10 protein-coding genes and 1 pseudogene are annotated in these 12,909 nt (G+C 68.3%); 8 read left to right on the top strand and 3 right to left on the bottom strand.

All coding sequences use genetic code 11. The features are described 5' to 3' along the window. Positions 1-38 precede the first annotated feature (38 nt). Together IE244_RS42315 and IE244_RS42320 are read left to right on the top strand one after the other, a co-directional pair. On the top strand, positions 39-689 hold the full coding sequence (locus IE244_RS42315) for a fascin domain-containing protein (protein ID WP_229854398.1): 651 nt from the start codon (positions 39-41) through the stop codon (positions 687-689). Further along, positions 686-1,531, top strand: a complete 846-nt coding sequence (locus IE244_RS42320) for an endonuclease/exonuclease/phosphatase family protein (protein WP_229854399.1) — start codon at positions 686-688, stop codon at positions 1,529-1,531. The genes IE244_RS42315 and IE244_RS42320 overlap by 4 nt, the downstream gene beginning before the upstream one ends. Positions 1,532-2,024: 493 nt before the next feature. Here IE244_RS42320 and IE244_RS29370 read toward each other — a convergent pair whose 3' ends face one another. Beyond that, positions 2,025-3,140, bottom strand: a complete 1,116-nt coding sequence (locus IE244_RS29370) for a serine hydrolase domain-containing protein (RefSeq protein WP_191876573.1) — start codon at positions 3,138-3,140, stop codon at positions 2,025-2,027. A 338-nt stretch (positions 3,141-3,478) separates the two neighbouring features. Between IE244_RS29370 and IE244_RS29375 the strand changes: the two genes are divergently transcribed. Then, positions 3,479-4,360 (top strand): AraC family transcriptional regulator, encoded by an 882-nt coding sequence (locus IE244_RS29375; RefSeq protein WP_191876574.1) that lies wholly within the window; start codon positions 3,479-3,481, stop codon positions 4,358-4,360. A 371-nt stretch (positions 4,361-4,731) separates the two neighbouring features. Here the strand turns inward: IE244_RS29375 and IE244_RS29380 are convergent, their stop codons facing one another. Next, positions 4,732-5,352, bottom strand: a complete 621-nt coding sequence (locus IE244_RS29380) for a TetR/AcrR family transcriptional regulator (RefSeq protein ID WP_191876575.1) — start codon at positions 5,350-5,352, stop codon at positions 4,732-4,734. Between the two features lie 36 nt (positions 5,353-5,388). On the opposite strand from IE244_RS29380, the gene IE244_RS29385 reads away from it, so the two are divergent. The 5 genes and pseudogenes from IE244_RS29385 to IE244_RS29405 all read left to right on the top strand — a co-directional run bounded on the left by IE244_RS29385 (position 5,389) and on the right by IE244_RS29405 (position 12,024). After that, positions 5,389-6,186, top strand: a complete 798-nt coding sequence (locus IE244_RS29385) for an alpha/beta fold hydrolase (RefSeq protein ID WP_191876576.1) — start codon at positions 5,389-5,391, stop codon at positions 6,184-6,186. Positions 6,187-6,248: 62 nt separating this feature from the next. Further along, positions 6,249-6,495, top strand: a pseudogene (locus IE244_RS29390) (helix-turn-helix domain-containing protein); the annotation flags it as partial. A gap of 502 nt (positions 6,496-6,997) precedes the next feature. Beyond that, a complete protein-coding gene (locus IE244_RS29395) occupies positions 6,998-9,922 on the top strand; it encodes an AfsR/SARP family transcriptional regulator (RefSeq protein ID WP_191876578.1) in 2,925 nt (974 codons plus the stop codon). A 791-nt stretch (positions 9,923-10,713) separates the two neighbouring features. Continuing rightward, a complete protein-coding gene (locus IE244_RS29400; protein WP_191876579.1) occupies positions 10,714-11,316 on the top strand; it encodes a dihydrofolate reductase family protein in 603 nt (200 codons plus the stop codon). 273 nt (positions 11,317-11,589) lie between these two features. Beyond that, positions 11,590-12,024 (top strand): VOC family protein, encoded by a 435-nt coding sequence (locus IE244_RS29405; RefSeq protein WP_191876580.1) that lies wholly within the window; start codon positions 11,590-11,592, stop codon positions 12,022-12,024. A gap of 193 nt (positions 12,025-12,217) precedes the next feature. Here the strand turns inward: IE244_RS29405 and atpF are convergent, their stop codons facing one another. Next, positions 12,218-12,727 (bottom strand): F0F1 ATP synthase subunit B, encoded by a 510-nt coding sequence (gene atpF / locus IE244_RS29410; RefSeq protein ID WP_191876581.1) that lies wholly within the window; start codon positions 12,725-12,727, stop codon positions 12,218-12,220. Positions 12,728-12,909 lie beyond the last annotated feature (182 nt).

Below are 12,909 nucleotides of genomic sequence, written 5' to 3' on the forward strand. Positions count from 1 at the left end.
TGCGCGGGGAGTGCGCCGTGAGACCGGGAGGGGCGCCCATGCGCAGACTCGTGGCCGTACTGGCCGCGCTGTTCAGTTTGGCGATCTGGATCCAGTGGCAGTGGCCCGCGCCCGCGAGCGCCAGCACGTTGTCCGATCAGCTGGCCAAGTCCGCCGGCCAGAAGTGGGCGCTGCTGAACGTCGGGAACGGCAAGTACGTCTCCGCCCCGGACACCGGCTCGGGTGGCGACTACGCCAAGCTCTACGCCAATGCCACGTCGATCACCGCCTCCGAGCGGTTCACACTGCACACCGACGACAAGGGCACGCAGATCAGCCTGCGCGCCGAGAGCAACGGCCTGTTCGTCAGCGCGGACGCCAACAACAGCCAGAAGCTCCGCGCCCAGGGCGACCACATCGGCTCCTGGGAAGGCTTCGAGCTCCGGTACCAGGGCACCGACACGAGCGGCGCCTCCTACGCCCTGCACTCGGTGAGTGCCGACGCGTACATCGCCGCCGAGCTGGGCACCTACCCCGACCACGAGGTGCTGCGCGCCCGGACCACGACCCCCCTCGGCTCCTGGGAGAAGTTCCGGCTGGTGCCCGTCACCGACTCCAGCAGCCACGTGGGCGCCGCGGCGACGACTACACGCACTGGGGGACCCTGCCGGCTCCGTCGGCCCCCACCTCCACCTCGGTCAAGGTCATGACCTGGAACCTGTGCGGGGACCAGAACTCCAGCTGCGGCAACGACCATTCCACGCCCGACCACATGGCCGACCAGGTCATCGGCCAGCTCAACGACGTCGGCTCCACCTACACCCCCGACGCGCTCTTCTTCGAGGAGTCCTGCGAGAAGTTCGCCAAGCCGATCGAGACGGCGCTGGAGAACCGCACCGGCACCGGCTGGGACGTCAGGTTCGCACCGATCTACTACAACGTCAGCACAGGCGGCGGCGCGGCCGTCCTCGCGCAGAAGGAGTGCGCCGACGCCACCGGGTACGGCGACCGGGGTGCCTACGGCGTCAGCGTCGCGGTGCCGGACGAGAACACCTGGTACCGGGCGCACATCCTGAAGTCCCCTGCCACGGCCACGAATTCGACCGGGACGACGTACCCCGTCGAGCAGCGGGCCGCTCTGTGCGCGGCCATCACCTCCAAGGCCGTGATGTACTGCGGCGCGCACTTCAGCACCGGCGGCACGAACTATGACGACCCCACCTGGACGTACCACGGGTACCAGCGGGACGAGCTGACGACGGACGAGCAGAAGGCCAAGGACAACGGCTACCGCGTGGTGTTCGGCGGCGACCTGAACGCCAACCCGCCGGCCCGGGGCTGGGACGGCTACCAGGCCCTGAACCCCGTCTACGACACCTACCGCGAGTGCGCCCAGCTCCAGGACGCGACCAGCGCCCGCGACGGCCAGAACACCGTCAACAACTCGAAGATCGACTACATCTTCGGCGCCGGCCACACGTCGTGCGCGGTCTCCGCCAACAGCTGGGGCTCCGACCACCACGCCCTGCGCTCGACCACGCTGCTTCCCTGACCGCCGACCCTGACAGGTTTCTTCCCACAGACCGGCGCCCGTCATACGACGGGCGCCGGTTCTGTCGCGATGACTGCCGCACCGGCGACCGCTCACCCGCCGGGCTTGCCAGCCTCTGCCGATGGGTCCTCGGCCGCGAGGAGCTGATCCGCCGTCACTGCGCTGCCGGCCGACACGTTTTCGCAAACCCGGCGCCATGCCGCTGAGCTGACCTCCGGCACCGGACACGACCGGTTCGGGTTCACCCCTCAGCCTGATCATGGACGACTCACCTCGCCCCAGCCGACACGGGCATCCGGCACCGCCGGATGAACGCCGCAGCCCAGGGCGGGACTTACGGTGTGACTCCCCATCATGGAAGTAGCACCTGATGAGTGCCGTGACTGCCTCGGTTGAGGCGGTGGGACAGGTCCGGCTGGTCGAAGTGGCGGCGGATCTGTGGATCCGTTCGGGGAGGTCCGCGCACGCACGGACCTCCCCCTCCCGTGGGTTGTCACTGCAGTCCGCTGTAGGCGGCCATGATGATCTCCATACCGCGGTTGTCCTCCTGCTGCTCTCGGTCAATCATCTGGTTCATGACGTAGGCCACCGACATACGTGAATCAGGGTCGCTCGCGACCAGCGAGCCGCCCCATCCGCCCCAACCGAAGGCGTTGCCGAACTTGCCGAAGCCCACGGTCCAGGACATCGACGTCCGCAGAACGCGGTCCTCACCGCGGAACACCTCCTGCCACGCGGGCTCGCAGCCCTGAGGGGACAGCAGCCGCACTCCACCGGCGGAACCCCGGTTTGCCAGTACCGACTGGACGAGAGCGACGGACCGAGCGTTGCCGAAGCCGTTCACCGCCGGGATCTGCGCACGGCGCCAAGCCACAGAGTTGGCATCCCTGACCCGGACCGCGGCACCCGTGTATTCCCGACGTATGCCGCCCGGTCCAGGCGGTGCGGTGGAGGCGTACTCGTCGGTCAGTGATCGCGGCGGGACGAGCGGTGCGACGCGGCGGTCATCCTCGGCGGAGAGCCCGATGTGGAAGTCCGCGCCCAGCGGGTTGGCCACCTCCTCGGCGAAGAACTCGCCGAGGCTACGGCCGGTGATACGGCGGACGATCTCACCGACCAGGAACCCGAAGGTGAGCGCGTGGTACCCGGCGGCCGTTCCCGGTTCCCATTCGGGGGTCTGCGCGGCCAGTCCTGCTGTCACGCTCTGCCAGTCGTAGAGGTCCTCGACCGCCGTCAGCCCGGACAGGTCCGGCAGACCCGCAGTGTGGGACAGAACGTGTCGTACCAGCACGTTCTCCTTGCCGGCCGCGGCGAATTCGGGCCAGTAGGCGGCGACTGGCGCGGACAGATCGAGCTGGCCCCGGTCGGCCAGGATGAGGGCGCACAGGGCGGTCATGGGCTTGGTCGTCGAGTTCACGCCCGTGAGGGTGTCGCGCTCCCAGCTGACGGAGCGGTCCGCATCGGCGTACCCGCCCCAGATGTCGACCACCGGCTGGCCGTCGAGGTAGACAGCGACCGAGGCGCCCACGTCGTCGTTGCCGAGCGAAGCTGCAAGGGTTGCACGGACTGCGGCGAACCGCGGTTCGCATAGCCCCTTAATATCAGTCATGGACGCAAGCCTCAGGTAACGCCGGGGCGTCCTGCCCGACAATCCCCGCACGGATTCTGTCGGGCGGCGCGCGAATGAATCGTCTCCGCACCTGGAGGCGGCCTCGCGGTCGACGGCTCGACTGGCTGTATCGGTATCTGGTCCCCCAGGCTCCGGACCACTCGTCCGGTTCGCGCGTCACGCCAGGCTGGCCGGCCCCGAGATCGCAGCACTGATCACAGCCCGGGCCGCCGCTCGCGGCAGACGACTCCGGCTTGGTCTTGGGTCCGGCCGCTGCGGCTCCTGCGGCTGGGTGTGCGTTCCTACGGGGTTGAGGCGAGAAGGAAGGACGGATACGCGTGCTGGAGCGGTTGAATCAGGCGCTGGACCACCTGGAGTCCTGCCTCGACCGGGAGGTCGACGTGGCCGCGGTGGCCCGGATCGCCGCGGTGTCGGAGTACCACTTCCGGCGGCTGTTCTCCGCGCTCGCCGGGATGCCGCTCCCGGTGTATGTGCGGCGCCGGCGCATGACGCTCGCTGCGGCCGAGGTGCTGGCCGGGGAGCTGACACTGCTCGATGTCGCGGTGCGGTACGGGTACGGCTCGGGAGAGGCGTTCGCCCGGGCGTTCCGGTCCGTGCACGGCATCGGGCCGGGCGAAGCCCGGCGCGCGGGTGCGGTGCTCACGGCGCAGCCGCGCATGTCCTTCCGCGTCGTCGTCGAAGGTAGTACGGCCATGCGGTACCGGATCGTGGAGAAGGAGTCGTTTCGGGTCGTCGGCAGGAAGGCCCGGGTCCCCCTCGTGCACGAGGGGGTCAACGCGGCCGCCGCGGCGCACGTGGAGAGCCTGGACGAGCAGGCGATCGTACGGATGAAGGAGCTGGCCGACCGGGAGCCGGAGGGGATCTTCTCGGCGGCGGTGTACCTGACCGACAGCCGGGAGGAGGGCGCCGAGGCGGACTACTGGACCGGCGTGGCTACCAGCCCCCAGACGGCCGCCGAGGAGCTCGACGCCCTCGACGTGCCGGCCGGGACCTGGGCGGTCTTCGACAACCATGGTCCCTATCCGAGCGCGCTCCAGGAGCTGTGGCGGGCCGTGTTCACGCAGTGGTTCCCCTCGAACCCTTACGTGAGCCGGCCAGGTCCGGAGCTCCTGCGGACGCAGCCGGTGGAGATCGGCGAAGAGACCGACTCCCAGCTGTGGATCCCGATCGAGCGGAGTAGCGGCAACGCCGGCGTGTGAACACTCTGCGGCAGACCGTCCGCCAGAACCTGGGCGCAACGCTGTGGGGCCTGGCGGGGGGCGCCGCCTGGTGGTACCAGGGGGCCTTCTGGCCGCTGCCGCCCACGATCAGATCAGCGGGCCCTGGCCGGCCTTCATCTTTGGGATCGGCGCCCCGGCCACGATCCAGGGCCTGCTGTCTGGTGTGAAGCTCAGCAAAGCGTCGCCGCCGCCAGCAGTCGAAGCGCAGCCGGCGTTGCCTCAGGATGAGGGAAGTCCGTGAAGACATCCCCTGACGCTCTCCTAGGACGTCTCGTCAAAGCTGCGCACTCTCGCCCATGGCCGCACCTTCCCGCTTCGAACCGCTGGACCCGCCTACCAGTTGTTGCGGGTCAGGGCGTTGGTGACGTGAGTTGTTGGCAGATCAGCTGGTGAGCAAGTTGTGCCGTCGCGAGCAGGTCCTCGCGAGCCGTGTCGACGCTGGATCGCACTGACAATCCGTGCCAGATGGATTGGATGAGCCCGGTCAGGACTGCTGCGTTGGTGCCCGCGGCTAGTTCCCCGTCCTGGATCGCTCGTTCGATGCGCACGAGGAGGGCCTGCTCGTTCGAGCTGTGCAGTTCGGCGATGTAGGCGCTGGTATCGAGCGTGCTCGTGCTGTCGGTCATCACGGCGCTGCTGATGAGACATCCGGGGTGCGTGTCGCTTGGCTGGGTGAACTCGTGGACCGAGTCGGTGAGGACGCGTTCGATGACTGTCTGGATGTCCTTCTCGCCGACAGCCTGCTGGTAGATCTCGCGGTAGCGCTCGGCGTAGGTCCGCACCGCTTCCTCGAACAGTCCGGCCTTGCTGCCGAAGGCGGCGTAGAGGCTAGAGGTGGAAAGCCCGAGGGCCGCGGTCAGGGTGCGGGTCGAGGTGCCGGAGTAGCCGCGTCGCCAGAAGAGGCGAGCGGCTTCAAGGACCGCACGGTCGCGGTCGAAGGCTCGGGGGCGTCCACGGTTGCGTTCGGTCACGCTTGCATTGTAGATCGTTCGCTCCATAATAGATTTATGGAGCGAACGATTCAGAAGAGGCTGTCGGTCGGCGGGGACAGCTGGGTCACGGTCGATGTGTACGGCGAGCCGGATGCCCCGGGCCTCGTCGTCGTTCCGGGCGTGATGAGTGATGCGCATACGTGGCGCCGTGTTGCGGGCACCATCGACGCCTGGCCCTCAGTGGTAGTCGTAAACCGTCGGGGACGTGCTTCCTCGGGGCCGTTGACCAACTCGTACTCACTGCAGACAGAGGTTGACGACCTCGGCGTGGTCCTTGACGAGTTCGACAGCACGAGGGCTCTCTTCGGCTGGAGCTACGGCGGCTTGATCACCTTGCTGGCCGCCAACGATCGCCCGATTCCCCAGGTGATCGCCTACGAGCCGGTGATGCAGCCATTCGGACGCCATGCACTGCCGGACCTGAAGACGGCAGAGGAGACTGCAGACTGGGATCGCTGCGTCGAGATCGTCAATCGGCAGATCTCCGGCTTCTCCGCTGCGCATGTCGAGGATCTCCGGGCCGATCAGCACGGTTGGGCGATCTTGCGTCGCTTGAGCGGACCGCTGTACGCCGAACTCGGCGCGCTCAACGCGGCGCCGCCTCCGGATGTGATGGCGCGACAGGCAGATCAAGTCGACCTGATCATCGGCCAGTGCAACCGCGGAACCGCCCCCTACGGAACGTCGTTCGACCACGTGCGGCAGCACGTCGCTCACGCCGGAGTCCACGAACTCCCCGGCCAGGGCCACCTGGCCCACATTCAGGCGCCGGCAGAGCTTGGCCACCTGCTCAACAACCTCGCCGCCATCTGATGGGCGCCCATGCCGACGCACCTCTCTTCATTGAGGGCCGCAGGTGATTCGTCGAGCGATGCGTGTCACGTCCGATCGCCCACGTTGCTGCGGAGATGGGCATCTCCAGGGCACGCGCGTCCAAGTGGGCGGTACCGCCGTCATGGTGAGCTCGGCCTGCACGAGCGGTCCTCCACACCCCACAGTCAACCCGCAGCCACACCGGGCGAGGTAGTGGAGCAGATCGAGCAGATGCGCCGAAACCACTAGTGGTCCGCAGGACGTATCGCCTTCGAACTCAGCCAAGCAGGGCGCGCCGTGAGCTGCCGTGCGCCGTGAGCGCAGGACGGCGCCTGGCGCGACGCCGGCGTGTTCATGGCCGACGCCACGCAAGGGGTGAGCCTCGATCGAGGTGACACCGCGCCCCACCGTCGGCGTCAGGTGATGCTCAGCAGTTCGCGTCCGAGACGCCGCCGAACTCGGCCCCGTCGGTGTACCTGTGTCGGTCACCCAAGGCGATGCCGCGCCAGGTGACAGGTTTTGCGTCCGTGCAGATCGCGCGTCTGCGCGCCGCGTGTCGGCGGCCCGATACGCGGAGGACCGCTGGAAGTGGACGCGGGCGTTGTGGCAGTTGTCGTACTGCTGCTCATCCTCACCGCCATGGCTGAATCCGCCTGGACGTATGCCGACCGGAGTATCCGCTCTTCGGTGAGCCCCGCTACGGTGACGCTGTGGAGACGGGTCCGTCGGCCGTCCTAGGTTCGTCCTAGTGCCAGGTCAGCCGAGGGATCGGCGCTGATCGTCACGTGCCGGGGGGACCATGAGATTCGGCGTGCTGGGGCCGTTACAGGCTCAGATCACCAGACGCGACGTCCGATTAGACGGACCGCGGCAGGCCAAGATGCTGGCCGCGCTCCTGGTCGATGCCAACAACATGGTCGCCATGGAACGGCTCGTCGCCGTGATGTGGGACGGGAACGCGCCGGCCACTGCGGTCCGTCAGGTCCAGGACGCTGTCTCCGGTCTGCGCCGCAACCTCGTCGCGTGCGGAGCACCCGGCTCCTTGATCAGTACGCGGCGCGGCGGCTACGAGATCCACCTCGCCCCGGATCAGCTCGACCTGCTGGAGTTCGACCACGAGCGGCGCCTCGCCGAACAGCACGCGACCCCGTCGGAGACAGCTGTCGCGCTGCGGCGGGCGCTGGCCTGCTGGCGCGGTAACGCCCTGGCCGACATCTCCAGCCGGGTCCTGGAAATCGATGCGGCACGGCTGCACGAGAAACGCGCGGCCACGCACAAACGGTGCCTGAGTATCGAACTCGACCTGGGGCGCCATCGGGAGGTCATCGACGAACTGACCGTCCTGCTCCGCGAGCACCCCTACGATGAGCACGTCGCCGAACACTTGATAGTCGCCCTCTACCGGTGTCGGCGACAAGGCGAGGCGTTGCAGGTGTACGAGCGGCTGCGCCGGACACTGGCCGACGAACTCGGCGTCGATCCCACCCCGCCGCTCCAGGCGCTGCATCGGCGCATCCTGACCGCCGATCCCGCCCTGGCGGCTCCAGTCCCGGCAGGCGGTCCTCCAGACGCACCACCGGAAAGTCCTGACGCGCCGACCACCGGGCCGGCGATGGCGATGCCCGTGCGCCAACTGCCTCTCGACGTAGCCGACTTCGTGGGCCGAGCCGAGGCGCTGGCCGAGATCGCTGGGCTGCTCGACCGCTCGGCGCCGAACCGGGCCCCGGTCACCGTCGTCGTGGGCGGTCCCGGCGTCGGCAAGTCCAGCCTGGTGACCCGCGCCGCGCGGTTGGCGAGCGCCGGTTTCCCCGACGGCCAGCTCTACCTCAACCTCGCCGCGACATCGGACGAGCCGCGGGACCCGGGGCTGATGCTGGCCGAGGCGCTGCGCGCGCTCTCGATCGCCGGCAGCGCGATCCCGAACGGCCTGTTCGAGCGGGCCGCGCTCTACCGGTCGTTGTTGGTGGACCGCCGCATGCTGGTGGTGCTGGACGATGCCGGCCACGCCGATCAGGTATTGCCGTTGCTGCCCGGGGCCGACGGCTGCGCCGTGCTGATCACCAGCCGCACTCTGCTGACGCAACTTCCCGGCGCCCGGCACATCGACCTGGACGTGCTGAGCCCGGCGGAGGCACGGGAGATGTTCACCGGCATCGTCGGGCGGCGGCGGGTCGAGCAGGAACCGGCGGAGGCCGACGCGATCCTCGACTGCTGCGGCAACCTGCCGCTGGCGATCCGGATCGCCAGCGGCAAGCTCACGGGCCGCCCGGCTTGGTCGCTGCGTGTGCTGCGGGAACGGATCGAGGACGAGTCCCGGCGACTGGCCGAGCTGAGGATCGGGGACCTCAGCGTGCGAGCCAGCGTCGAACTGAGCCTACGGCTGCTGCCGGCCGACGCGGTGCGCGCGCTGAGCCTGCTGGGCCTCCTCGGCCCCTACACCCTGCCCGGCTGGGTGGTAGGCCCGCTGCTGGACCGCTCGGACGCAGAGGAGGTGCTGGACACCCTCGTCGATGCCAGCCTGGTGCGGCTGACCGCCACCGACGCCATCGGCCAGCCGCGCTACCGACTGCACGACCTGATCAGGACCTGTGCCGTGGAGATCGCCGCCTCCCTGCCGACGACGGACAAGCGGAACGCGATCATCCGAGTACTGTCCGCCTGGCTCGAGCTGATCGGACGCGGCACCGATCGTCTGCCGGCGGCCGGCCTGCTGGCAGCCGCGCCCGGTTCTGCCCCGCGCCGGCGACTGCCCGATGCGGCCGTGGACCGGCTGATGGCCGATCCTTTCGGCTGGTTCGACGCGGAACGCGACAACCTGCTCGGCGCGGTGAAACTGGCCGTGGATTGGGGCCTGGACGAGTTGGCCTGGGAGCTGGCGGCCGGCACGGCGACCTACTACGACCACCGGTGCCTGTATCAGGACTGGCAACACGGGCACCGGCTCGCGTTGGACGCGACCGAGGCCGCCGGCAACGTTCGCGGCACATCGGTGCTGCTGCGCGGGCTTGGCCAGCTGTACATCTACCAAGACGAGTTCGACCGGGCCACCCGTGCTCTGGAGTCCTCCGTCGGGCTGTGCCGGGACCGTGGGGACAGGCGCGGCGAGGCGTTGTCGGTGGCGATGCTGAGCACGGTCAGCCGGGTGCAGGGCCGTGACGACGAAGCCCTCGAACGAGTCGAGCAGGCGCTGGCCATCGCGGTCGGTGAGGGCGACCGGCACATCGAAGCGCAGCTTTCCTGCTCCATGGCCGTGATGACGCTCATGCAGGGCAAACTCGACGAGGCGGAGCTCTGGTTCGACAGGGCCCTGCGCCAGGCCAGGGCCCTCGACGACGGGCACCGCGTGGCCGTCGTGCTGCGGCGGTTCAGCCGACTGCACGATCGGCGCGGTGATCCGGACGAGGCACTGCGCTGCCTGTGGCAGGCGTTGGCCACCTTCGAGAAACTGGCGGACGAGCGGTGCGCCGCGTACACGCTGCTGGAAGTCGGCCGCGTGTACGCCGGTCAACACGACCGGGGCGGGGCGAGCCCGGCGTTGGAGCGCGCGGCGCACCTGTTCCACCGGCACGGCGACCGCCAGGACGAGGCCGCGTGCTGGCAACTGATCGGCGATCTGGACGCCGCCGCGGGCGACCACCACCTGGCGCACCGCCACCGCGGGCGAGCGATGCGGCTGTGGCAGACCATCGGCGACATGAACCAGACGAACGCTCCGGCGCGACCGTCGTCGCCGTGAGCTTGTTCCTTGACATCGGCGCCTCTGAGGCGGTCGCTCTTCGAAGTGATCCCAGGGCATGAGAGGGGCCTTCCTCGTGGTCCTGAACTCTCCGGCGAGGCCAAGGAGTTCACGAGGAAGGCCGTCGTGATGAGTGTGCTGGTGCAGGTCGGCGAACGGGACGGGCTCGGGTCGGTGAGCAGCGACAACTCGACCGGCGTCTGGGATTCCTCGGGGTGTTCGACGAGCGCTCCGCCGACCAGTGCGCGGCCCTGGTGGCCGATCCCGACCACGGGAAGTCGGTCAACGGCTTCCAAGGGCTCGTCCGCCTTCGGGTGGACTCAGAGGCCGGACTGAGGGCCCTGGTGCGGTCCTACGCCCCGGCCGTCTTGTTCCGTACAAGGCCGCCGATTACGCCCGCCTGCTCCACGGCTCCTTCCGCCCGCGGCTACGCGCCCTGCACGACATGACCCGGCCGCGCCCCCGAGGATCCGGCGGGGCGCGATGGGCGCGCTGGTGGCGGGCGGTGGTGTCGGCCCGCTCCTCCAGCCATGCGGCGGCGACGTACAGCTTCGCGGTCGTCGTCTTCCGCCATATTCCGAATCTCACGCACCGCAGCCATGCAGCGAGCTCTCTCGCCCCGGCGCGATGCCGTGGACCCGGGCCACCACGAGACGACTCAACCGGCGCATCCACGAAAGCTAAAAAAACTTGGTCGGCGATGTCGAGAAGCCGTGACCGGCTCCGTCCCCGAGGTGAACTGGCCCCGCCACCCACCACGACACCTACGGCACAGACACAAGGAGCCCGACATGACCCGGCAGACCGACGGCCGCCGCATCGTCACCAACATGGCCCTCTCCCTCGACGGCCACTACGCCGCCCCGGACAACCCGCTCGACATGAGCTGGGTGATGCCCTACGCCGTGACCGACGTCTCCCGCGACCACCTGACCAGCCTCTGGGAACCGGCGACGACCGCGCTGCTCGGCCGTGTCAACGCCGAGGGCTTCCTGGGGTTCTGGCCTACCGTCATCGGCATGGAGGGCGCCGACCCACGCGACCAGGGCTTCGCGAAGTGGCTCGTCGAGACCGACAAAATCGTCCTCTCCTCCACGCTCGAAGAGTCCCCTTGGGAGCGGGCGACAATCGTCAACAAGCCGAGCGCCCAGGTCGCCGCAAACCTGAAAGCCACCGAAGGCGGCGACATCCTCGTACTCTCCAGCGCGAGCGTCATCAAGGCCCTGCTGGCGGCCGACAAGGTCGACCGGCTGGCCCTCACCGTCTTCCCTGTCCTCCTCGGCGGCGGACCGCGTCTCTTCGACGACGGCCTGCCCGCGAGCAAGTGGACTCTCGTCAGCCAGACCGCAGGCGAACACGGCACGCTGGCGCTCGTCTACGACCGAATCCGCTGAACCGCATCTGAGAGTTCCTCGGTCTCTCGTGTCCCCATGCAGCGGTTTCGATCATACACGCTTCGTCCGCTCCGGCGGCCGCGTTGCACCAACCATGATCTCTGACCGTTGATCACAGAGGAACTCGTCGGTCCCCGTCGAACTCTGCCGGAAGCCTCAGCCATCCCGATCACCGCAGGGAGCCACACGAAGGTGACCGGTCAGGCTGGATCCTTCGGATCCGCCTGGGAAATTCAACGGCCAGGGTCCCTTGGTACGCGGTACGGTGCGCCGGTGTCAGCGATCAAGAAGTTCCAAGTGACCTTTGACTGCGCAGAACCTGAGCGCCTCGCTCGCTTCTGGTGTGAAGTGTTGGGGTACGTCATACCGCCGCCACCGGAAGGGTTCACGACCTGGGACGAATTCAACCGCACCCTTCCTCCTGAGAAGCAGGGATCATGGTTCGCCTGCAGTGATCCCTCAGGCGTGGGCCCGCGCCTGTACTTCCAGCGCGTCCCTGAAGGCAAGATCGTTAAGAACCGGGTGCACCTCGACGTCCGGGTCGGCACCGGGCTCGTGGGGGACGAGCGCCTCGCCGCGCTCGAAGCCGAGTGCGCACGACTGGTCGCGCTCGGTGCGACCCATGTGCGAACACTGTATGCCGATGAGGAAAACGAGTCGTGCATCCCGATGCTGGACATCGAGGGCAACGAATTCTGTATCGACTGAGCACTCTGCGAACCGGGGAGGTGGGGAGCCGCCTCCCTGCGGTCTTTCTGGTCTCGTAAGGGGAGAGAGAGTTACCCCATGAGGGCGGGGTTGGCCAGGCGGACGATCACTCCCGATCGGACAGATCGTCTCGCCCTGCGCTGACCGCAACGACACCGGCACGGCTCCGGCACGCGATCCGTCGAACACGAGCTCAGTGCGAGCCCGCAGCGCTCCGGTCATCCAGGTCCGAGAAGAAGCGGTCCACGATCTCGCTGTCGGCGAGATCTCCGAGGGGCTCACCGACCACCCGACTTGCCAGCTCCGTGGCCAATGACACGATGTCTCCCCGTAGCTCCGTCTCGGCGATGACACGATCGGCCGCGAGACGTGCGTGAGCTTCAACGATCATCGCCTCGCGCTCCCGGAGGCCCTCGGCTCGAATCCGGGCGATCAGTTGCGTGCCCTGCTCCAAAGCCTCCTGACGCAGGCGGGCCGCCTCGTGTCGGGCCTCGGCCAGCTCCGCGCGATACTCGGCGAGGACTTCACCAGCTTCCCTTGTCAGCTGTTCAGCACATTTCTCCTGGCCCTCGATCGCGTCCTTGCGCTCGTCGAGGACCTTGTTGATACGCGGAAGGAGAACCTTGGTCATGCAGAGGAAGACCAGAGCGAAGGTCACCACGGCGACGACCGTCTCTGCGGATCCTGGTATCAGAATGCCCATGCCAAAACCCTAGTGGGCGTTACGGAAGCGTTACGGTAAGCCTCGGGTAAGAGTTTCCCCCTCACCTGGGGGCGGCACGCCATCGACCGGCGACAACTGCAGTCGACTGGCGACCTCGTGCACGGTTACCAGGCGGACGGCGTCCGTGAGGACCATGGACTTCACCGGCACCAGCTCCGACC

The sequence above is a fragment of the Streptomyces filipinensis genome (assembly GCF_014649495.1).
In the GTDB taxonomy this organism is placed as follows: domain Bacteria; phylum Actinomycetota; class Actinomycetes; order Streptomycetales; family Streptomycetaceae; genus Streptomyces; species Streptomyces filipinensis.